Here is a 24,120-nt window from a genome sequence, read left to right as displayed (position 1 = left end):
TAAAGTCTAGTTGTTAACAATAATCTGAGACATTTAACTTTATAGAAGTTGAGTTTATGCTAATTACGAACTCAGTTTAGTATTAGTTTAGTTTTGTTGTTGAAACTAACTGCTATTTCGGCTCCTACTTTAGCATTATGTTTTACTAATTCTATATTGGCATCAAGGCTTTTACCGCCGGTTAATTCTTTTATTTTTCCGAGCAGGAATGGTGTACTATCCTTACCAATAATATGATTTTCTTCTGCTTGCTTAATTGCTTGACTGATAATTTCATTGATATAATCTTCATCCATAGCAAATCTTTCAGGAATAGGATTAGCGATAACTGCTCCACCATTAAGATTTAATTCCCATTTCGTTTTTAATGTTTCAGCAATTTCATCGATTGAATCAGTGGAGAAGTTTAATAGATATTCACTATTTCTTGTGTAGAATGCTGGTAGGCACTCCGTTTCATATCCAATTACAGGCACCCCTTTTGTTTCAAGGTATTCTAGTGTAAGCGATAAATCTAGGATTGATTTAGCACCAGCACAAATTACCGCTACATTAGTTTGGGCTAATTCTTCAAGGTCAGCTGAGATATCCATAGTAGTTTCTGCACCTTTATGAACCCCACCAATACCACCTGTTACAAAGATTTTGATTTCTGCCAAATCAGCGCAAATCATCGTTGTAGCAACAGTCGTTGCTCCTAGTTGTTTTGTAGCAATAATTTGAGCTAAATCACGTCTTGATACTTTAGCAACATCTGAACTTTTACCAAATAATTCTAATTCATCTTCTGTTAAACCAATTTTAATTTTTCCATCAATGATAGCCATTGTTGCTGGAACAGCACCGTTATCACGAACAATTTGTTCAACTTCACGAGCCATTTTGACATTTTGAGGATAAGGCATACCATGTGAAATAATAGTAGATTCTAATGCAACGATTGCTTTTCCTTCCTCTTTTGCTTGTTGTACCTCTGCAGATAATTCAATATATTTTTTCATTTAAATTGCCTCCATATCTAACATTAATTGTTTTTTTGATAATTCTTGTCTAACTGTATACTTCGACATAATTGTTTTATGGGAATTGACCAAGCCAGCTTTTATTATGTAATCAATTTCTTTTTTTTGTAACCAGGAATAAATAACGCCTGAACAAAATGAATCTCCAGCACCTGTAACATCAACAACAATTGGTGTTTCTATGGCAGGAAAATAATGAATCTCACCATTTTCACTACCTGTCATTACACCTTTTGAACCATTCGTTACAATAACATTTTTGACTCCTAAATCTATCCACTCTTTAACTGAATTTCCCCAATCTTCTTCATCATTGATTTTAATATTCATAAAAGTTTCTGTTTCATCTTTATTTACGATGAGCCAACTAACTGCATTCAAGGTTTTTGGAAGTCTATTCATTTTGGGAGACGAAACAGGAATAATGACTAATGGAATATTATGTTTAGATGTGAAAAAACAAAGAAAATCAATTGTTTCACTAGGACAATTTAAATCCACTACTATACATTTGGCTCTTCTAAGAATATTACTGTTTTTAATCAACAACTCAGGTGTAATATTCTCAAAAACGTCCATGTCTGCTAATGCAATTGATAAATCCCCATTCATATCTAAAACTGCTGTATAAGATCCTGTTGTCAAATTTTCATTTTGAGAGACATGTTCTAAATTCATAAAAGGTGACGATAATTCATAAATCTCTTTCCACTCTGAATCGAGACCACTTGCTGAAATTAATGTAACATCCTCACCTAATCTACCTAAATTTTCAGCAATATTTCTTGCTACTCCTCCAACCGATCTAGAAGATCTTACTGGATTAGATGTTTCATTAGTAATTTTATATTTTGTATAAAATTTCTTATCTACGTTAGCACCTCCTATGCAAACAATAGGAGCTATTTCATTTAAAACATAAGCCTTGCCAAAGACATACTCTTTCTTGATTAATCCAGAAATAATATTAGCAATAGACGACTTTGATATACCCACAATTTCCGATAACTCCTGTTGAGAAATAAAGGGATTTTCTCGAATCATATCTAATATCAACTCTTCTTTTTCATTAATATCATTAGCCATTTTTACACCTCACTTCTTTAAACAATTGTTTATTCTATGAACATACGTTTAGTACACGCTTACATTTTTAATTGTCAATAATATTTTAAATAATTATTCAATTACAAATGACACCATGTTATTTTATTGAAAATTTTATTTTGCGCCTAATGTTGTACTACTTTCTTTTTAATTAACAATATATTTCTATTAAGCATTGTTGGTAAGCTCATGCCTAGAAGAATGGTTACAATACCTACTATTTGCAGTGAAGTAACATTTTCACTTAACAATATGACTGACACCATCACTGCGATTGGCAATTCAATAGCACCCAATATTGATGACATACTCAATCCAACTTTAGGAACTGCAATAGTGAATAAGAAAACCGGAATAATCATCCCAAATAACCCCAATATCAAACCATAAATCCAAAGTCCTTCGCTAAACAAGGTTCCATTCCAAATAACTTCTGGAGACTGAAAAACAACCGACATCATAAAAGCAAAGAATGAAACCAATACTAAGCGATTAGTGGTATTCATATTTGTAGTTGCTCTACCGTTTACAAATAAAAATAGGGAATAACAAAGAGCAGCTGCTAAACCCCATAACCAACCTTGAAAAGGTATTTGAGATAAATCAACATCTATCAAACCCGCAGCTGGTATGGTCCCTGCAACCAATATTATTAGAGATATCAATTCAATTCGACTGGGAAATTTTCGTTTTGTTATACAAGAAATCAACATGCCTATCCATGTAAATTGAAACAATAGTACAACGGCCAAGGATGCAGGTAAATAGTTCAAAGAAAGACCATAAAAAATATTTGTCAACCCTGTAAATACTCCAGCTAAGAAAAGAATTTTAACTCCATTAAAGCTAAATTTTGTTCGGTTTGTCAGAATGAAAATACATACTGCAATACAAAAACCGAAAAAAAATTGACTTGTAACAGCTTCAGATGCCGAAAAACCACTACTCATTGCTAGTTTTATGATAGTTGAAACTAAACCATAACTACTAGCTGCTATTACTACCAACAAGGGGTACAGATAAATCTTCATTATTCTAATTCCTCCTATCATTTTTTAATATTCATTGAATTTTAAATATGATTTTTGAAAATCCAACAAAAAATCATAATCTTCAATATAGATCAAAGATAAACATTTTTACAATCTATTTTTTGTTTATTATTGATTGGCCAATCATTTGTCTGTAATATTTAGATAGCGTATAATTTATTTGTCGCTAGAAATGAGAATACTAAAAAATTTTAATATCTTTCAAAAAAATGAATTAATCCTATTGTTTTACTTTGGTTCGAAAAAAGGGTATTTTGTATACTAAGAAATTTCGGCTATCTTGTAAACAAACAGAAGTTAAAGTTATTATGATTAATCTATTTAAACGTTTACAAACTTTTGTTTATATAATAAACTATCGTTTAATGAGAAGTGAGGCTACTTCATGGATAAAGAGAAACAAATTTTAGATTACATAAAAATAAATCCTTTCATATCACAGCAAGAATTAGCAAGTAAAGTTGGTTTATCACGACCTGCAGTTGCCAATTATATTGCTAACTTGACGAAACGTGGTGAAATAAAAGGACGCGCCTATATTCTCCGAGAAGAATCATCGATTGTCTGTATTGGAGGGGCAAACACAGACCGGAAAGCCCGATCAAATCAGGAGGTGCGTTTATATTCATCTAATCCAGTAAAAATTACTGAAGCTTGTGGCGGTATAGCACGCAACTTTGCCGAAAATTTAAGTCGACTCGGCTGTAGCACTACTCTAATGGCTTGTGTAGGGGACGACAAAGAAGGTAACTGGATACTGAATGAAACGAAAAGACAAGGAGTGGATGTTAGTCAAGTATGGGTTTTACCAACAGAGCGAACAGGGACTTTTACCACCTTATTAGATATTAATGGTGAAAGCATTGTCTCCATGGCTGATATGAATATATACGAAAAAATAACAACATCTATGTTTGAGGAAAAATGGTCCTATATCATTTCCTCCCAAGCTGTTTTTTTGGATACGAATATTCCTAAGGAATGTCTCAGTTATTTAATTAACCGCTGCCGTGATGAAAACATTCCTATGTACATTGACCCTGTATCTACAGCCAAAGCACGAAAACTTCCATTTCGTCTTGACGGTGTAGAACTGCTGATGCCTAACCGAGAAGAAGCAGAGATACTTGCTGAAATAAAAATCGAATCAATCAAGGATTGCCAATTAGCCTGTGAAAAAATTAGACAGCGTGGCGTTCAAAAAGTTATTATCACACTTGGTGATCAGGGGGTTTATTATTTTTCTACAGAGGAATCTGGACACTTGCCTCCTTTCAAAACTGACGTAGTTGATGTCACAGGGGCTGGTGAAGCATTTTCTTCATGTGCAATCTACGGAATCCTGAACGAAGAATCGCTATTTAGTGCTTGCAAATTAGGTCTTGCTGGTGCTGCTCTTACCATTCAAACTGAAGAATCTATATCATCATTTTTGAAACCTGAAAAAATTCATGAAATAGTAAAGAATTTTTCGTGATGAAATCATATTCTCACCTTAGAAATACTCCATTTCGTTACTTAAGGATGATTATTTCGTTGTGAATGTCATATCCACAAAAAATTAGTCCCCTTTTCTTGAAAGAGCATCTGCCTTTTCCTTAGCAGATGCTCTTTTTAGACGAGTTTCTTCTATATATAATCATCCTTTTTACATCTCTTTCGTATTCTTATGCCAACTTATAAAATGTCAGCTTTTTAACGTCTAATTCTCCCATCGCTTTAAGTTATTCAACCCTCCTGTTTTCCAACAATCAACATATTTTGAGTTCGATTACGGATATTAATATAGATATTGATACTGCGATGACGATTTTTGTGTTCGATATGCCTATTCAGCCTTAGTCTTTAGCTATACTAAAATAAATTAGGAGGTATAATCCATCGTTACAAGGATAATCAACCTTTACATAGAAAAAGCAGCCCGGCATACTTATGGTATTGTTCACAAATCCATGTTCGATAAAGATTTGTGTATGTATTTCCCATACAGATTCTCTTTTACTACTTCCACCTAAAAGTTTGATGATAAGGACGAACGACCTGATACTTTTTTCAGAATTGTTGGCGGATAATCGGACCTCCACGCTCTTTGGACATCAAGGTAATCGCTGTCACCTGCCACTGTGATACTCTCTGGATCCATGCCCTGTAATTGGATCCGATATTAAGGGACAAAAATCCCCTTCACAAATAATCCTAAACAGACACATGAATATTCTTAATATTTCTTGGATATTCTCATAAATGATGAATTTGATTACTAATTGACAAAATAGAGAATAACTCACCTTGGTTATGGATAAGAAAAAAGACACTACTCGTAAAGTTAGTGTCTTTTTTTAGAAAACATTCATTTAATAGGAATGGTACATTTTAAGTTGAAATGTCGTAGCAGTGATATTTCTTAGGATCTATTAACATGATTCAACAACTTTATATAATTTTTTGATTGGAAGTGTTTTTGAATTTTTCTTTCGTTGTTTTTTTCATACTGTTTGCTACTAACACACAGACCATACTGAAGATGAATAAACAAAGGAAGAAAATCCAAGCTACACGGTAGCTTTGAGTCACATCATAGATTAAACCAGAAACTATTACCCCAAAGGAACCTGCCGCTACAAAGAAAACTTGCACTATACCAAAAATAGATCCAAAATCTTTCTTTCCAAAGATATCATTAGTCATAAAAGGCGGACCTAATGTGGAAATGACAATACTAAAGCCAAATGCAATTGCAAATAAGAAAGCGAATGCTTGTGTCTTAGCTAACAGAAGCGCTACCATAGCAGTCGTCATACAAAATCCAACATAAATTGCACCACCTGCAGTACCGAACTTATCAAATACTGCACCTAAAATCAACTTCCCTACCGTATTTGCAAGGGAAAGAATACCAAAAATTGTGCCGGCAAAGATGGCTGGATGTCCGATATCCATTAGATAGGCTGGAATATGCATTTGAACGCCGCCTGCAACTAATGCAAAGCAAACGATTCCTAGGACAAAAATCCAAAACATAGCTGTCTTCTTTGCTTCTCCCATGGTTAGGCCACTCTGTTCAGACTCTAAATTCTCCGCAGATTCCATCTTGTCTGCTCCCAGTGGAACTAGTCCTTTTTCTGCAGGACTTTTCTTGGCAAATAGTAGTACTAAAGGCAACGTTAAAACAATGATAAGTGCACCAGCAATAACGTAGGCTGTTCTCCAACCGTAATTTGAGATTAATGTAGTTAAAATTGGACTTAACACTGCAGCTCCAATACCTGAACCCGCAAAGGCTAAACCCATTGCTTTTCCTTTTTTCTCATAAAACCAGTTGGTTACCATAATTGAAATTGGGATATTGGAGAATCCTGCCACACAGATACCTATCATAAATCCTACAATGCTAAAATATAGCGCTGAGTTTGCTAGTGAATATGACATAAATCCTACTCCGGCCATAATTACGCAAATTGACATAATCAATTTCATATTTCCTTTTGCTAACAGTTTACCCATGAATGGAGAAGCAACAGCCACTCCAAGGCCGGCAATCGAAAGTGCGATTGAAAAAGCGGTTCTGCTTATCCCTAAATCATCTGTAACAGGGACCATGAATAAACTATGTAAAGAATTTATTATAGAGAAGCCGGCGAACATAATAAAGAAGCCACACAACACAACATACCATCCATAAAAAACACCTTTAGACCCTTGTGCCATTTATTGAACCTCCAGTTTCTCTATTTACAACAAGTTCTTTACTAGCTAGATTACATAATGTGAGGTTCATCCGATTTCAATATAACAGGTCTTCTCACGGGTATATTCAAGGATGGAATCCGTTCCAAATCCACTGTCTTTTTGTCCTCCAAATGGAAGCTCTGGTCCAACTCTACGGAACAAGTTCACCCAGACATTTCCTGATTCTAATTGACGAATCATCCGGTGAGCTCGATCCAAATTCGATGTCCAAACGCCAGCTCCTAAACCAAATGCACTATCATTTGCAATGGCTATTGCTTCCTCTTCCGTATCGAATGGTATCACGGTTGCTACAGGACCAAAGATTTCCTCTTGGCAGATTCGAAGAGAATTACTATTGACCTTAATTAACGTAGGCTCAACCCAATAACCATCCGCTAATTGGGGATCGTCAGGTAATAGAGCGGCACCCCCATGACGACCGCCTATGATAACTTCTCCCCCCTCTTTTTTTCCTAATTCTATATACGAGCATACCTTGTCATATTGTGAGGAGTTAGCAATTGGTCCCATTGAGATTTTTGGATTCATTGGATCTCCTAGTTGAATTTGCTGAGCTATTACTTCTTTCATTTTGATAATCATCTCATCAAAAATCGGCCTTTGAATAAGAATCCGTGATCCACCTACACAGAGTTGACCTGCGTTACCACTAAAGATTCCATAAATTGTAACTCCTTGTGCAGCTTTATCCAGATCAGCATCTGCAAAGACTATGTTTGGTGACTTCCCACCCAGTTCTAAAATCATCGGCTTTGGTTTCCGAGCTATTGATTGCGCAATCGCCCTAGCCGTTCCTCCAGATCCAGTTAGACTAATCTTATTTACTCTAGGATGACTGACTAATGTATCTCCTACTTCCACTCCATTTCCTGATACAACATTTAGAATTCCAGGTGGAAGGATCTTATTAATTAGTTCACCATATCGCAATGAAGCAATAGATGCCATTTCTGATGGTTTGATAATCACCGTATTTCCAGCAGCAAGCGCATAAGCTGCTTTAATAGAAAAAGTAAAAAGCGGGGAGTTCCATGGAAGAACGCCTACTACGACCCCTAATGGTTCCCTCAATGTATATCCAACGCTTGTTGGACCCAATTGAACAGTTTCCCCCTTACTTCCAACAGCCGTTGCTCCTGCTGCATCATACCAAAGACTTGCTAAACTAGGGATTAGACCATAGCTCGTTTCTTTAATTACCCATCCATTATCTCTTGTTTCTAGTTCAGCTAACTCTTCACCATGTTGAATGATTAAGTCACCTATTTGTCTTAAAAAAGCAGCACGCTCCATAGCCGGTCGAGACGACCACTCCTCAAAAGCTGCTCGAGCTGCTTCTACTGCCGATTCAGCATCTTGGCTTGTGCTACAAGGAAATGTAGCCCAGACCTTTCCTGTTGAAGGATCAATACTCTCTATTCGGGTTCCCGAAGAAGAAGTAATCAGGTTTCCATTAATGATATTATGAAACTCTCTTATTTCATTTGCAGTTTTCAATGAAAATCTCCGCCCTTTCAAAATAAGTAAGCCTTTTAAACAGAAATAATAGCTTCATCTTTGTTAGACCAACCTAATGCTGTAGCCGCTTGATTATAATAATGCTCTGTACTGCCTAAATAATTTTCATAGAACCTAGCACGCTTGACAAAAAGATGGCAATCAATTTCTTCTGTAAATCCAATGCCGCCATGAATCTGAATATTATCGGAAGAAATACGGGTAAATGCGTCAGTTGCAAATAATCGAGCGCAAGAAATAGCCTGAACACGATCTTCTGCATTACTTTCCAAAGCCCAGTTTGCATAATAAGCTAAGGACCGAGCTGTCTCAAGATCCATTTTCATATCTACTATTCTATGTTTAATGGCTTGAAATCTTCCGATAGGCTGACCAAACTGTTCCCGAATTTTTGCATACTCTGCAGCCATCTCTACCACTTTCTCCATACTACCGACAATTACTGCGGAAAGAGCCGCATTGAAAGAGAGTAACCCTTCTTGAAGAGTTTTCCAGCCATGATGGAGAGGTCCAAGTATTTGATTCATTGGAATTTCAACATTAGTGAATGTTAGTTCTGCTAATCTTCGCGTTTCATCAATGTTTTTTTGGCTTTGGATAGTCATGTTTGTTGCTGTTCGATCAATAATAATTAATGAAATCCCTTCTTTACCATTACCTGTACTGGTGCGACCTAGTACGATATAATGATCAGCTAACTCCGCATCGGGAACTAATGATTTCACACCATTTAATACCAAATGGTTATTTTCTTCTTTTACTGCTAGATTAATACCAGATGGGTTATAACTTCCACCTGGTTCCAACCAAGCTAGAGAAAATGATTTTGTCCCATTCGAAATTTCAGACAAATATCTTTCTTTTTGTTCTTCCGTACCGAATTTCTCTAGTAATGGAACTGCAAGTGCATTCGTTTCTAAATATAAGCCTGGCAATAAAGAACGACCAGTTTCTTCAAGAACAGGTATTAAATCTAGAGGACCTAAACCCATTCCTCCGTAATTTTCCGAAATATTAATACTTGTACAACCTAATTCGGCCATACCAGTTAATATTGATTGTAATGATTCTGTTTCACCTTTTATAAATTCACGGGCAGTTTTTGTTTGCCCGGCATCATCTAAATACTTTCGGACATATCCTCGAAACATCTCTTGCTCTTGATTTAAAGAAAAATCCATCTTTAATCACCCCTTTTTAGTCTTAACGTCCCATATCTTTCGGCAAACCTAGAATTCTTTCTCCAATTGTGTTTTTTTGTATTTCGCTCGTTCCTCCGCCAATTGTCTGGCCGAAGGAATAAAGATAATTATCTTGCCAGTATGAATTGGCAGTGATTGCATCTTCTTTCCATAAAACGCCTTGATGACCCTGTAGAGATATCGATTGAGAAAGAAGCTCTTTGGTGAGTTCACTTACCATCAATTTATCCATTGAGCCTTCCGCTCCCGGGTGACCGTTTTTTAATGTTTTCGTTAAATTCCGATAATAATTTAATAGCGAACCACGGGTACGAGTATATAAATCTAGCATTTCTTTACGAACAAGCGGGTTAGCCATTAATGGCTGATCATCCTCTTTTAACTCTTTAGTCAAAGACACAAGCTCATTAAACTGCTGCTCTAGTGTAAAAACCTGTCCGCCGATTCCTGTTCTCTCGTGCATAAGCAGGGCGATTGTAACCTTCCAACCTTCATCCACTTCACCAACAATTTCAGCATCATACGCAATCGCATCATTTAAATACACTTCATTAAAATCATGCTGACCATCCATTTGAATGATAGGTCTAGTTTCTACTCCTGGTTGATTCATATCTAAAAGAAACACCGTTATTCCTTTATGCTTCTTATCGAAACGATTAGTTCGAGCTAGTAAAAAGCATCGATCCGCTAAATGACCAAAACTGGTCCATACCTTTTGACCATTTATTATCCAACGATCTCCATCTTTCACTGCGCTTGTTTGAATAGCTGATAAATCGGATCCTGCGTTTGGTTCGGAATATCCTTGACACCATACCTCTTCACCTGTGAGAATCTTTTGGATATACTTTGATTTTTGTTCTTCTGTCCCAATTTGCATTAGAGTCGGTGCTACCATATGAATGCCTACATAATTCACAAGTGCAGGCGCCTTAACACGAACCATTTCCTGTTGATAAACAATTTCCTCCATCAACGTTGCTTCTCGACCTCCATATTTTTCCGGCCAAGCAATCGCTGCCCAACCACCTTCATATAATTTTCTTTGCCAGTTTCTCAAGAAAATAGCATACTCACCTTCATTTTTAGATATTTTGCTAGTTCCATCTAACCAACCTTCAGGTAAATTTTCTTCAAGCCAGGTTCTCAATTCATGTCGGAATTCTTCTTCTTTTGTTGTAAATGAAAAATCCATAGTTTTCTTTCCTCCTTTTAGCTAAACAAAATTATTTTTCTACACTTGAGTCCATTGCGGAAGTGAGCGGTCTTCCGTAATTTCTTTCCAAACCATCTTAACAGGCATTCCTATTTCAATATCATCAGGTGAACATTGAAGAATATTTCCGATTAATTTGACCTGTGGTAACTTATTTAATTCAACAATCGCAATAATGAGCGGTAAATCATCTTGAAACCCTGGAAGAAAAGGACGATAAGAAACAATATACGAATAGACTTTTCCATTTATATCACTGCCTTGGCTTTCCCAGCTTAGTTCAGTACTGCCGCATTTTGCACAACTCGGACCTGGAGGATGTGAATATTCATTACAACTTTTACATTTTTGTAGAATCAGTTCATGACGGTCTGCTCCATCCCAATACGGACTATTATCTTGTGTTTTCAGCGGAATTGGTTTTTGGAATTCCATTTTGTCCCCTCCTAATTTCTAAGAATCATAGCTCCAGCCATATCAGGACCAGCCCAGCCAGTACATATGCCTATTTCGCAATTTTCTACTTGACGATCTGATCCTTTATATTCGTGCCGAACTTGCCTAACAATTTCCAATACGTTATTCATCCCATGTGTATAGCCTTCTGACAGCATTCCTCCTGCTGTATTTGAAGGTAATTCCCCACCCATACGCAAGTTTCCTTCGGCTACAAAATTCCCTACTTCACCTCGTGGAGCAAATCCATATGCCTCTAACTGACGAAGGACAACCCAGCTATAACAGTCATAAATAGAAGCAACATTAATATCTTCAGGTTTTACATCAGCCATTTTATATACTTCAGGGGCAACATAGTCTGCTGCCACTTCAGATAAATCATTCCAATAATGTGCATGTGACACACACTGTCTAGCTGATAAACCCATGATGTATACTGGTTTGGATTTGCAATCTTTAGCTCGGTCTGCTGATGTAACAATAATCGCATTTGCTTCATCAGATTCCAGACAGAAGTCATGTTTTTTAAACGGATAACTTAAATATGGTGTTTTCTGATATTCCTCCATCGTTAAAGGTTTACCGTAAAAGTAAGCTTTAGGATTCCGTTGAGCATGTTCATAAAAACTTAAGCAAACATGTCCAAGATGCTCCTGGGTAAGCCCAGTTTCATGCATATGACGAGTTGCAAAAAGTCCGAACCATTGAGCTGGACTACCAGCTCCGTAAGGAATGATAAAGCTTCCACCTTCAATGGCTGATTGAAGCATATTTACATCCCATCCGCCTCCGCCCATGCGCACACCAGAACGACCATTCATAGAACGATAAATCAACACTGTATTTAATTGGCCTGTTTCAATAAGTCCAACGGCATCAGCAATCAACATTTCCGTACTGCTTCCTCCACCCATAATATCTTTTACATATTTCGGACGGACCCCTAAATATGTTGCTAACTGATGTGATGTACAAGAATCATTTTCTGAATAACTCATAAAACCATCAATATCTTTCGCTTGAAGGCCAGCATCATTCAATGCAGCTCGTGCTGCATCCAATGCCAAATGTAACGGAGTTGTGCCCGAATTCTTGGAACGCTCGCTTTCTCCTACACCAACTATGGCATAGCGATCTTTCATGCTTCCCATAAAAAATACCTCCCCTTTGATTGCTTAAAAACTACTTACTGAAACTGTAAAACTACTTGGCCTGAGCCTACTACCTGCTCTGGTTCCTTTTCAGCAATAAGGTCAAGTCTGACAAACCGCTGACCTTTTTCTTCATACACATTATTTACAAACGCAGAACAAGTAATTTGGTCTCCTGGTATAGTTACAGCGCCAAATCTCATTCTAAAGTTAGACGGCACCGCTGTATCACCAGCTAGTTTCATTACATATTCACCTAAAAATCCCATTACCAGCATTCCGTGAGCAATCACACCTTGCATTCCGATTTCCTTTGCGAAGGCATCATCTGTATGTAGCGGGTTAAAATCTCCTGAAGCACCTGCATATTTGACTAGTTGCACCTTTGTTACTGCCGGCTTGATGAGGGACATAAGCTTTTGACCTTCATATAAACCTTCATAAATCAACATTTTCAATTCCTCCTTTCAGTGGCAAATTATCCTTCTGTCTTGGATGATTATTCCTCTCTTATTAATTTGCTTCTCACTTATAATTGATGATGTTTTCAAACAGGCGAATTACTGCCCCTTAAAGGACGGTAAATAATATTCGTTCTGCTAATAACAACCAACTCTCCAGATTCATCTTTCATTTCTGTATCAAGTACCAAGAACTGCATAGGTCCTTTTCTGCCTTCACGTTCGTACACATCAGATACTTTCATCTGGCAATATAAGATATCCCCGGGTCGAATTGGACGATTATAAATAAACTCCTGTTCCCCATGCAGCATTCTTTTTTGATTGAGACCCAAGTCAAGGCTTTCTCCACTATCTTGTCCAATTGCTATAGGGAAGGTTGGTGGTGCAATAATGCCGCCATATGACGTTTTTGCAGCATACTCTTCATCCACGTATAAAGGATTAAGGTCGCCTATCGCTTCTGCGAATTGACGTATATGCCTTTTTTCGACTTCAAATATAAATTCTGAGCCCGTTAAACCGTTTAAATTTTCCAAATCCATTTGCTTTCTACCCCCTAATGGTTGCTTTTTCATCGACTTTGTTTCCTACTACAATCATGGCATCTGCCGCTTTGATCCCATTTTCGTAAACTATTAAAGGATTAATATCCAACTCTTCGATGGAGTCTTTATAATCAGTAACCAGAGCAGAAACCTTTAATAACACATCAATGATGGCTTCAATATCAATTGAAGATTTTCCGCGCGCCCCTTTTAGAATGGCATTTCCTTTAATATCTTCAATCATTTCAAGCGCATCTTTTCTCGTTAGAGGGGCTATTCTAAACGAAATATCTTTGTAAATCTCAACAAATATTCCGCCTAAACCAAACATAATAACTGGTCCAAATACAGGATCGTTACTCGCACCAACAATAACTTCAACTCCATCAGGTAACATTTCCTGAACAGAAATTCCATTGATTTTTGCATCTGGTTTATAATTTAGTGCATTACGTTTTATCTCATTAAATGCTTTCTTTACTTCTTGATCATTTTTTAGATTCAATCGAATGGCATCTGCCTCCGTTTTATGAGGAATATCTGGAGAATCAACCTTTAGCACAACCGGGTAACCGATTTTGTTTGCATGTTGGGAAGCTTTTTCTGCATTTTCAGCTATTACCCGCTTTGTAGTCGGAATCTGATAGCGTTCTAAAATATCACTTGCTTGAGATTCACTTAATGTAGTACCGGGTTTCAACAAGCTTTGTAATCTTTGTTTCTCTATTTTCTTTGAGGAATTGAAAACGTTTGCTTCCTGATTTTTCCGATAGTATTCACTGTACTCCACTAATTTAGCTAATCCTCTAATTGGATTTAGATTACCTGGTATAACTGGAATACCATTTTTTACAAGCTCTGGAGTTCCCGGAGGAAGGGACATACCATCTAACGGGAATGTTGTAATAAATACAAATTTATTTGAACGGCTACAAATATCTATAAACTCTTGCAATAATGGATTTTCAGCGGTCCAACTGAACGGAAATTCTGTGAAAATGATGTTATCGACATCTGGATCCTCAATAAGTGCTCGTAATGGAGCTATAAATAATTCTGGATTTGAAACTGATGCAGCAGCTGTTAAATCAACAGGGTTGGAAGCGCTTGCAAAGTTAGGTAAAAAGCGCTTAATCTCTGTTGTTGTCTTCGAACTTAGTGGTATGATATTAAGACCATAGACCTCACAACGATCTGCTTCATTTATACCCCTGCCACCAGAACTAGTGATTATTACCGTATTCCTCCCATTTGGAAGTTTATTGGAAAGGAAAAGCTTAGAAAAAGATATGATATCTTCATAATCGTCGGCTCTAACCATGCCTGATTGTTTAAAAAAGGCATCATATACCTTATCTGATCCGGCAAGTGATCCTGTATGAGATGCAGCAGCTCTGCTACCGGCTATACTTCGTCCTGTTTTCATGACAACAATTGGTTTATTCATATCCAACGCTTCTTTAGCTAAGCTTCTTAATTTATCTGGGTTTTTAGCTCCTTCTAAATAGCCACTTATTACACTTGTTTTTGGATCATGAATCATATATTCAATAATATCTGAGAATTCAGTTTCCATTTCATTTCCTACACTCACGAAGTAATTAAAGCTTAGCCCATTCTGCGCTGCTGCCATATAAGTTAATACACCAAACGCTCCACTTTGTGAAACATACCCCACACCTCTTTGATCATTTAAAGGTACAGATAGAATAGCAGGTGAAAAAGTACCTATTAAACCATTAGACAAATTCACTAAACCAACGCAGTTAGGTCCCACTATCCGTATGCCATTCTTTCTAGCAAGTTCAGTAAGTGTCTCCTGTTGTTTGACACCTTCTTCCCCGGTTTCAGAAAAACCTGCAGCAAAAATGATCGCTGCTTTTACTTTCTTTTGCGCACAGTCCTCTAAAGCTTGCTGTACCTGTTCAGCACCTAGGCAAAAAATAGCTAAATCAATATCGTTTGGGATACCTGATAAAGATGGGTAACATTTTAAACCCTCGATTTCTTTTGCTTTACGATTGATTGGATATATCTCTCCACTAAACTGGCCATCTAAAAGAGCTTTAACTTGTAAATATCCGATTTTGTATTTACTCTCAGAAGCACCTAGGATTGCGACAGATTTTGGATTAAATAATGGCTCAAGAGTTTCATAAGAATTATTTAACTTATTATCTTTTGTCAAAAATCTTCCCCCCCACATATACAGAAAATATCTTTGTTGTAATCTTACATGGAAGGCAATAAAATTCTTAAAAATCACATTTGTTAAATTCATTTAAACATTAGGGTGTTAATAATTAAAAAAGGTCAGCAAAAAACTATATGCGACAAGGTTTTCGAGAATCCTATTAAAAATAAATGTTCTCGATTACCCCGACTTTACGCACCGATAACCCCGACATTGGAACAAGATAAGCGCCGAACTATTTTTCAGAAAACCATATATGGGAAATTTCTTAAAATTAAAAAGTATAACAAAATATGAAAAATACATTCAGGATTTTTCCTTATCAAGAATTCATGAATCTTGAAGAAACATTCACATTTAATAACGAAAAAACCTCTTCCATATAGATGAAGAGGTTTCAGTTTGTAGACAAAAGGGGTTCGGAATGCTTTAATTCCGGACCCCTTTTGAATTTCCCTTTGAATTTTGCTCAAGATTAAGAGATTGGGCCTCTACGAGCCCACTTTATTAAGCCATTCTTGGACCTTGCCATGTCCAATTGGCTATCTTCTTTAAATTCATGGCAGCGAAAGTAAGCATCGCCTGCATCGACAATTTTTTAAGTCCCCTTAAAGTAGTCCAACGCATACCATGCTTTTCTTTTGCATCTGCGAATACACGCTCTATTGTTTCTTTACGTTTCGCATATATAGGTTTTACATCCTTGTGATGACGCAGATGATCTGCTTCTTCCATATAATTTTGCCAGATATGGCGTGTCACCACTTTTTGATGGTCTTTGCTTACTGTACACTGTGATAAAAATGAGCATGTCGCACAAGTGTGTTTGGGTGATTTGTACTCGCGATAGCCCTCTTTATTTGTTGTTGAGTACTTTAAAATCTCGCCCGATGGGCAGAGGTAACTATCAAAATGTTCATCGTAAACATAGTCATGCTTGCGAAAGAACCCTTCTTTTGTTCGTGGACGTGTATAGGGTAAAGCTGGTGTGATTTCTTTCCCAAAAAGGTAGCTTGTAATAGCTGGTGTTTTGTAAGCTGCATCTGCGGCAACAGCTTCAGGTTTTCCAACTTTCTCAATCACTTGTTCAACAAGAGGCTCTAAGATATGACTATCATGCGTATTTCCCGGTGTTACAATCGTCCCCAGCACAAAACCGTTGCGGTCCGCAGCCGCATGAAATGAATAGGCAAACTGTTTTGTTCGTTCATCTTTTACATAGTAGCCACTCTCAGGGTCAGTTGTACTTTCTTTAATTTCTTTGGTTTCTTCTTTATCAAATTTATCCGGTGGAAAAGGCTTCTTTCCCTTGTTTTCACGATCTTGATTTATTTCTTCTTGAAGGCGTCCGTGCTCTGCACTTATTAACTTTTCTTTCTGAAGCTGTCATTAAGATACGATAAAAAATCTGTTCAAACAGGTCTGTATCTTTAAAGCGACGCTCATAATTTTTCCCGGGCGTTGAGAAGTGAGGTACTTTATCATGGAAACCGTAACCTAAAAAACAACGGTAAGCCATATTCGTTTCAATTTCTTCAATCGTTTTACGCATCGAACGAATACCGAAGGTATATTGAATGAATGTCAAATTTAACTATAACTGGATCAATACTTGGGCGCCCTATCTCTGAATACATATCTTTCACCAAGTCATAAATGAAAGTGAAGTCAATGGCCCCCTCAATTTTACGAACTAAATGGTTCACGGGCTCCAGTTGATCCGAAGTAATCATTTCAAGTTGATCTCGCTGAATAGAATTATGTTTCGAAAGCATCGTCATCACCTCAAGTTTTAATACTCCTATATTAAAACAAAAAAGACTGTAGACAAAAGTGGTTATATCTAATTGTTAGAACAAAGTTGATTGGAACGGAAGGTGCGAGACTCCTGCGGGAAAAGCGTGTCCAAGGGAGACCCCACAAGGCGCCGAGGAGGCTCCCTGACCGCCCGCGGAAAGCGAGTGCCCTACGTTCCAATCAACGTTCGAATTTTTACAACCCCTCAAAAAAACTGTAGACAAACTCGATTTTCATCGAGTTTGTCTACAGTCTGAAACCTCTTCCATATAGATGAAGAGGTTTAGTATAATGCTATGATTTATTTTTATGTTCCTGTTTTTCCAGCCATTTTATCATTTTCGTTCGAATTTTATGTGATGGCCTTTTGATTCCTCTCTCAATGTTACTCACGTAAGGAGCAGATATTTCTAGTTCTTCTGCTAATTGATATAAAGAAAGATTAAGAATTTTTCTAGTGATTCTTATTTGCTCACCAATATTTTCACTTCTCTTTTGACTATTAGATTCCTGTTGTGAATGCCGAATATCACTTCGAACTTTTTGTTTTTTTTCAATTGAACGATATTGGTCCTTAATAATCTCCGGTGGCTCAATTAAAATCATAGAATTCAACCAAATACTTGCCCATCCTTTATAATCCGCAATAGATTCATCCCATTTTTCATAATGCCATGACGCAATGACACCATCTTCTAGTAATGTATCCAAAGCTTTTTCAAACCGCTCTCTAGTACGAGAAGGTGTGCGATTATTCATTTTTTCGCCGATTGATTCCAATAGTGTACTTGTTTTATTTGGCTGTAAAAAGTCTCCTTTTCTAGCTTGAGTCCTCCAACGCCAGCTTAAATACCTTGTAAGTCTTTTCTCCCAAATTTGTCTATAAGGATTATATTGCAATGCCTTAATTGAAAGAAGAGCAACTTGCCTTGCAGAACCATTTAGATACTTAGCAAACACTTTATCAATTGTAAACGTTATCTTTTTTCTACATGTTTCTTCTGAAATACCATATTCTTCTCCCATATAATCTTTAAAAATGAACGTCCGCCCCTGGAGTGTTGTCTGAACAGGTTTACCTTTTTCATAGATGACAGCTTTGTTAATGTTAATCCATATGCTCTGAATATTTGTAAGCGATTTCAAAATTTGTTCGCGTTGTCTTGCTTCATATCCACCTCGACGCCCGTCTCCTCCAAGTTTAGGCTTTAACCCTCTAATTGATAGTAGGTCATTCAAATAGATTTCTACTATTTCTTCATTATGCCTTGCCTTGGATAAAAAAAGGCTGCAAAGTGCATCAAAAACATCCACATCCACATCAGACAATAATTGTACTCGGTTCCATGCTTCTTTAACAATTGCATGCTCAATAATTGATGTGTGATCGTACTCTATAGGGATAATTTGTATAAAACCTTCTGTATTACCTTTTTGAATAGGTGTTGCAGGCCAAGGGATATCCCCATCATTTCCGAAATTTTTTTTATAGATTGCGTCTCTAACTGATTGGTACGGGGCGCTATTCATCACAAGCAAATGGTCTTGAATAGTTAAGTTGAAAGAAAAATCTCTTATTGTGGATAATAATAAATCTGATGTTTGAAAAGAATCTTTTTTAAAACAAAGAAGATTTTCTATTTTTTCAATCGTACTGGTTTCTAAATTAAATTCAAAAATAATTTTATCAACCCACTCTTGGGTATACCCATTTACTATATATGTTATTTTCGAAACAAATTCTTTGTTTTCAGCAAAATTTTTAGTGAGAAAATGATAAAATAATTTATTCAATTCTTGAACATCAAGTCTTTCCATTTCATTAAAGCCAATTGATATGGCTATTTCTTCAAGGATACATTCTTTTATTTGAAGTCTAAACCAGCTATTGAATTCATCCCAAACAGGTTTTTCAGCCAAAAATGTATCCTTTTTCAAAATTTTCTCCATTTGATATATTGAATCTTCTATTAACTGTTTTTCTTTTAAAATAGCATGACTTTTAGAAGAAATTCTTTCATATTCACATAAAAGGTAAAACACAACATTTTGAGCTATTTGTGATATCGTTTCGTTTCTCGCCGTTAGCCTCAACTTGGCAAACAGCTCTTCATTTTCTTTATATGCATTCTCCCAAATAACAAAGCTTTTATTATTTAATCCATCTTTAAACGTTAGAAAACCTGTCGAACCCTCCAGCTTATGTGATTTGAATACCTTATTGAAATCATGATATTGATTGTTTTGTTCATAAATGCAGAGTACCAAAAAATTATTAATTTTACTTGACCAACGATTCGATAGATACTCAATACTATCATTCGCTTCGCTACGATCCATTGTTTCACTGTGTTTATTATTACTTTTCTGCATAAATACCTCCTAGACAATACCTAAATCGATATACAAAAACACTCAATGTTTTAGATGATATATATGTAGTGAAATATGATTATTTTAACTATGTGAAATAAAAATCAGAATAATATACTATTAGAAATTTTTCTTATGCTGAAAAAAACTGTCTACCTAATATATTCAATATGAAGATATAAAATCCTTCCTTGGTTTATATTAGTAACTGCTCTAATTCCTGCTTGTATATTGATTTGCTCAAGGTATTTATTACTCCAGAAATCAATCATCTCTTCACTAGGAAGTCTAATTTGAAAGAACTGCCCCCTCTCATTAATGAGGTTTGCAGCTCTGTAAGCATCGTGATTATGTACTAATTTAAAACACTGTATTTAAACATAACATATAACCTCGTTAGAAAAGGTTTTGCATGCTTCACGGATTGTCAATAGGTGTTTTTTACCATGCCTTTCTCTCTATTCTCAATCGTATAAATATTCAAAAAAATGTCGAGTTGAGTCATCTATCCTTTTACCCTTATACTAGGGAAGAAAAATTGAAGGGGGAGAATTATACATGAAGAAAGAAATTTCAATTATTGGTGTTCCAATGGATCTTGGTCAAACTAGAAGAGGAGTAGATATGGGTCCAAGTGCTATCAGATATGCAGGTTTGAGTGAAAGACTTGAAAACATTGGCTATACTGTCCATGATGAAGGTGATATTAAAGTAGAGATACGAGAGAGAGCACAAAGTGATGCAGATACTAATTTAAAGAATTTACAGGATGTAGCAGAAGGCAATGAAAAATTAAGTCAAAAAGTTGCTGAAGTCACTCAATTAAATCGATTTCCTTTAGTTTTAGGTGGAGATCATAGTATAGCTATCGGAACATTATCAGGTTTAGCACAGCAATCTGAGAACTTAGGGGTAATTTGGTATGATGCGCATGGCGATTTAAACACAGCCGAAACTTCTCCTTCAGGAAATATACATGGTATGTCTCTAGCAGTAAGTTTGGGACTTGGCCACCCTGCACTGACTAACATTGGTGGATATACACCAAAAATCAAACCAGAGAATATTGTTATTATTGGTGCCCGTTCCTTGGACCAAGGTGAGAAAGAGTTAATTAGAGAAAAGGGTATTAAAGTATATACAATGCATGAGATTGATAGATTAGGAATGACAAGAGTAATGGATGAATCGATTGCCTATCTTAAAGAACATACAGATCTTGTTCATTTATCCCTTGACCTTGATGGTCTTGATCCAGACGATGCACCGGGAGTAGGAACGCCTGTCATGGGAGGTATTAGTTACCGTGAGAGCCATCTTGCAATGGAAATGCTAGCTGAAGCCAATATCATTACATCCGCAGAGTTTGTAGAGATAAATCCAATTTTGGACGAGCATAATAAAACAGCTGAAGTTGCTGTCGCATTAATGGGCTCTTTGCTTGGAGAAAAATTACTTTATGGAGCGGACGATCACCTTATCACTCCTAATTTACTGGCTGATGTTAAATAGTCGAACTTTTTTTGAGATAACTGTTATTGATAGAAATATAGAGCGATTTTATTAATCTCAAATTTTCAAAAAGATGGTCCATTGAAAAAAGCCCATATTGTCATCTGCGGGCTTCTTCCCCATTGACGGATGGCCCACATGAATCAATTTATATCCATAGTTTCCAGACGTTTGGCTTCTTTGTCTTTCTTAAGCGACGTCATCGAAATTATTTTTGCATTGGTACCTATGTTAACTCCTGTTTCTCTACATGCAGAAGCAATCTCTTATTCAAGGGATAATATCACCTAAGATTGAAATCAAAGCATAAAACTTGTTAATGGAGAAACATTAATTCCCTAAAAACGTCCTAACATAAATGAAACCGTTTGCACCCATCAGGTAAAGGAGTTTTTCAATGAAAACAGTAGATAATCAACCAAATGAATTAAAACGGAGCATGAAAGCAAGACATTTATTTATGATTTCAATAGGGGGATGTATTGGTACAGGCTTTTTCATTGGTTCAGGCTACACCATTCATGAAGCAGGGGCCATCGGTGCTATTCTCTCTTACATAGTTGGCGGTTTTATCATGTATTTAACGATGCTTTGTCTCGGTGAACTATCGGTTGCCATGCCTGTTTCCGGTTCGTTTCAGACATATGCGACAAAATTCATTGGTCCTGGAACCGGCTTTGCCATTGGATGGCTATACTGGTTAGGGTGGGCAGTTACAGTTGCCTTAGAGTTTTTGGCAGCGGGACAACTTATGCAAAGATGGTTTCCTGAATCACCCGTTTGGATGTGGTGTGCAATCTTTGCTTTTCTCATCTTTTTACTAAACGCTTTATCAGCAAAGGCATTTGGCGAATCGGAGTTTGTGTTTTCAAGCATTAAAGTATTGGCCATTATACTGTTTATCGTAGTTGGCGGTGCTGCTATGTTTGGTATTATTGATATGAAAGGCGGACAGGAGGCACCGTTTTTCTCCAACTTTTTCAGTGAAGGCCTCTTTCCGAATGGGATATCGGCCCTACTTATAACAATGATTACAGTGAACTTTTCATTCCAGGGCACAGAGTTAATCGGAATTGCAGCAGGAGAAAGTGAAAACCCAGAAAAGGTCATACCTAAATCTATCAAACAAACAGTTTGGCGAACTCTTTTCTTCTTTGTGCTTTCAGTCTCTGTACTCTCAGCATTGATTCCAAGGGAAAAAGCAGGAATCGCTGAAAGTCCATTCGTTGTTGTACTAGATAGCATAGGAGTGCCTTATGCGGCGGACATTATGAACTTTATCATTCTCACGGCTTTGTTGTCAGTTGCAAACTCCGGCCTTTATGCGGCGACACGAATGCTGTACTCGCTTTCTAGAGAAGGAATGGCAAGTCCAAAGCTCGGTATGGTAAATAAGAGAGGAATTCCACTAAATGCATTACTTATCACTCTTGCAATAGCCGGGTTGTCTTTACTTTCAAGTGTAGTAGCTGCAAAAACAGTGTTTGTTTTTCTTCTCTCCCTTGCAGGATTAGGAGCACAAATTGGCTGGATTGCCATTGCGGCCTCTCTTCTTGCTTTTAGAAGATCATATATCCGTAAGGGTGGAAAGGTAGAAAATTTAAAATTCAAAGTACCACTATATCCATTCATTCCCATTCTTGCCTTAATAGCAAACTGCATCGTCATGATTAGTCTAGCATTTGTTCCTGAACAGCGGATGGCCCTTTATTGCGGCGGATCGTTCTTCCTTGGTTGTTATGCTGTTTATCACTTTAAGGTGAAGAAAAACAAGCAAGTAAATACACCTCAACAGGAAGTGGAATTAAATTCTGGTAAAAAAATGGTCATTTAATCTTGTCCAGATTATCTAGAGAAGAAAGTAAAGTAATGAAAAGCAATCTTTGTTAAATAAGATTGCTTTTCATACTGGGCATTACATAAAATCAACGCGAGAGTATTTACATAAAGAAAAAATACTCTGGAGATATCTCATTTCCAGAGTATTTTTACACTAAACAACTATTAAACAACTTCTTTTTTCCTTACCTGCTTTAAAAGCAGGAAATTTGTGGTTAAAATGAGAACCGATGATTCATACTACCTTTACTATGGTAACCCAGGTGTCTGAAAGATTGTCCTTTGCTGCAGTCATTACTGAGCGACTATAAATTCTCTTCGCCAAATTCTTTTTATCCATAAACGAAATACATAACTACGGCGTATAACATGACTGTCCATGCAAGATTAAATCTGCAGATCTTTTCCTTCCTCGAATAACAAGAGACTTTCACCCCATGAGTGTCCTTCCGCAAAATAGAGTTTCTATCCCAGCTTTGCGAATAGTGAAATCCCATCAGATGCAGAGGTGGTTGAAAAAGTTATCCCCAGGACCATTGTGAATACTACCAAACCAGTAAGTAATTTCTTCATTGTTCCATCTCCCTCTTTTTTGAGCATCCAAACCACCTTACTAGTTCCCCTCAGATTTTATATTCTCTATGCTTTATACCTCTTTTTAAAAGGTATTATTATCAACTTTCTTTCTAAAACCCTTCAACAGGATCTATCTCTACCGAAAATTACTATATTATCAATAGAAGAAACCTATAGATAACTATCATTGATACACACCAATTGTCCTAAAACACGACATCTAGCAACGAAACTGTAACATTAGAAATTATTTTGTAATCTTAGAAACACTTTTTTATTCTATTTGTCATGGTTTTTATATATTTCATAGCCCTATAATATAAAGGTTAAATATTTT

General features: G+C 36.6%; 17 protein-coding genes and 1 pseudogene. 3 read left to right on the top strand and 15 right to left on the bottom strand.

Annotation, left to right across the window (positions count from 1 at the left end; translation table 11 throughout):
- Positions 1 to 71: 71 nt before the first annotated feature.
- From JFU24_RS28775 to JFU24_RS28765, 3 genes are all read right to left on the bottom strand, one after another.
- A complete protein-coding gene (locus JFU24_RS28775) occupies positions 72 to 1,001 on the bottom strand; it encodes a pseudouridine-5'-phosphate glycosidase (protein WP_201224271.1) in 930 nt (309 codons plus the stop codon).
- Positions 1,002 to 2,096, bottom strand: a complete 1,095-nt coding sequence (locus JFU24_RS28770) for a carbohydrate kinase (RefSeq protein WP_309559281.1) — start codon at positions 2,094 to 2,096, stop codon at positions 1,002 to 1,004.
- Positions 2,097 to 2,254: 158 nt separating this feature from the next.
- A complete protein-coding gene (locus tag JFU24_RS28765) occupies positions 2,255 to 3,154 on the bottom strand; it encodes an EamA family transporter (RefSeq protein WP_201250985.1) in 900 nt (299 codons plus the stop codon).
- A 412-nt stretch (positions 3,155 to 3,566) separates the two neighbouring features.
- On the opposite strand from JFU24_RS28765, the gene JFU24_RS28760 reads away from it, so the two are divergent.
- Entirely contained in the window at positions 3,567 to 4,658 is a 1,092-nt protein-coding gene (locus JFU24_RS28760) for a carbohydrate kinase (RefSeq protein ID WP_201185052.1), read from the top strand.
- Positions 4,659 to 5,614: 956 nt separating this feature from the next.
- On the opposite strand, the gene JFU24_RS28755 is transcribed toward JFU24_RS28760, so the two are convergent.
- From JFU24_RS28755 to JFU24_RS28705, 11 genes and pseudogenes are all read right to left on the bottom strand, one after another.
- Entirely contained in the window at positions 5,615 to 6,889 is a 1,275-nt protein-coding gene (locus JFU24_RS28755) for an MFS transporter (protein ID WP_201250830.1), read from the bottom strand.
- 66 nt (positions 6,890 to 6,955) lie between these two features.
- Positions 6,956 to 8,431: an aldehyde dehydrogenase family protein gene (locus JFU24_RS28750; RefSeq protein WP_201224268.1), complete on the bottom strand. Its 1,476-nt coding sequence runs from the start codon at positions 8,429 to 8,431 to the stop codon at positions 6,956 to 6,958.
- 35 nt (positions 8,432 to 8,466) lie between these two features.
- Positions 8,467 to 9,633, bottom strand: coding sequence for an acyl-CoA dehydrogenase family protein (locus JFU24_RS28745; RefSeq protein ID WP_201224267.1), 1,167 nt, complete (start codon positions 9,631 to 9,633; stop codon positions 8,467 to 8,469).
- Between the two features lie 22 nt (positions 9,634 to 9,655).
- Positions 9,656 to 10,852: an acyl-CoA dehydrogenase family protein gene (locus JFU24_RS28740; protein ID WP_201185060.1), complete on the bottom strand. Its 1,197-nt coding sequence runs from the start codon at positions 10,850 to 10,852 to the stop codon at positions 9,656 to 9,658.
- A 39-nt stretch (positions 10,853 to 10,891) separates the two neighbouring features.
- Complete coding sequence (locus JFU24_RS28735; protein ID WP_056523585.1) at positions 10,892 to 11,308, bottom strand: Zn-ribbon domain-containing OB-fold protein; 417 nt, start codon at positions 11,306 to 11,308, stop codon at positions 10,892 to 10,894.
- Positions 11,309 to 11,319: 11 nt separating this feature from the next.
- Positions 11,320 to 12,483, bottom strand: a complete 1,164-nt coding sequence (locus tag JFU24_RS28730; protein ID WP_201224266.1) for a thiolase C-terminal domain-containing protein — start codon at positions 12,481 to 12,483, stop codon at positions 11,320 to 11,322.
- A 35-nt stretch (positions 12,484 to 12,518) separates the two neighbouring features.
- A complete protein-coding gene (locus JFU24_RS28725; RefSeq protein WP_201185069.1) occupies positions 12,519 to 12,935 on the bottom strand; it encodes a MaoC/PaaZ C-terminal domain-containing protein in 417 nt (138 codons plus the stop codon).
- A 95-nt stretch (positions 12,936 to 13,030) separates the two neighbouring features.
- The gene (locus tag JFU24_RS28720) at positions 13,031 to 13,489 is read right to left on the bottom strand and encodes a MaoC family dehydratase N-terminal domain-containing protein (RefSeq protein WP_201250829.1); all 459 of its coding nucleotides are present in this window, start codon (positions 13,487 to 13,489) and stop codon (positions 13,031 to 13,033) included.
- A 7-nt stretch (positions 13,490 to 13,496) separates the two neighbouring features.
- On the bottom strand, positions 13,497 to 15,680 hold the full coding sequence (locus JFU24_RS28715; RefSeq protein ID WP_201253587.1) for an acetate--CoA ligase family protein: 2,184 nt from the start codon (positions 15,678 to 15,680) through the stop codon (positions 13,497 to 13,499).
- Positions 15,681 to 16,193: 513 nt separating this feature from the next.
- A pseudogene (locus JFU24_RS28710) lies at positions 16,194 to 17,461 on the bottom strand (transposase).
- A 316-nt stretch (positions 17,462 to 17,777) separates the two neighbouring features.
- Positions 17,778 to 19,856, bottom strand: coding sequence for a helix-turn-helix domain-containing protein (locus tag JFU24_RS28705; RefSeq protein WP_201250827.1), 2,079 nt, complete (start codon positions 19,854 to 19,856; stop codon positions 17,778 to 17,780).
- Between the two features lie 558 nt (positions 19,857 to 20,414).
- Here JFU24_RS28705 and rocF point away from each other — a divergent pair.
- Together rocF and JFU24_RS28695 are read left to right on the top strand one after the other, a co-directional pair.
- The gene (rocF, locus tag JFU24_RS28700; RefSeq protein ID WP_201250826.1) at positions 20,415 to 21,368 is read left to right on the top strand and encodes an arginase; all 954 of its coding nucleotides are present in this window, start codon (positions 20,415 to 20,417) and stop codon (positions 21,366 to 21,368) included.
- 397 nt (positions 21,369 to 21,765) lie between these two features.
- A complete protein-coding gene (locus tag JFU24_RS28695) occupies positions 21,766 to 23,202 on the top strand; it encodes an amino acid permease (protein WP_201250825.1) in 1,437 nt (478 codons plus the stop codon).
- A gap of 470 nt (positions 23,203 to 23,672) precedes the next feature.
- Here JFU24_RS28695 and JFU24_RS30915 read toward each other — a convergent pair whose 3' ends face one another.
- Complete coding sequence (locus tag JFU24_RS30915; RefSeq protein WP_274606979.1) at positions 23,673 to 23,807, bottom strand: hypothetical protein; 135 nt, start codon at positions 23,805 to 23,807, stop codon at positions 23,673 to 23,675.
- Between the last annotated feature and the right edge of the window lie 313 nt (positions 23,808 to 24,120).

Origin of the sequence: Peribacillus sp. TH27 (assembly GCF_016650915.1) — a bacterium.
Taxonomy (GTDB): Bacteria; Bacillota; Bacilli; order Bacillales; family DSM-1321; genus Peribacillus; species Peribacillus butanolivorans.
The sequence above is the reverse complement of the archived record's forward strand: the minus strand, read 5'-3'. Positions and strand labels throughout refer to the sequence as shown.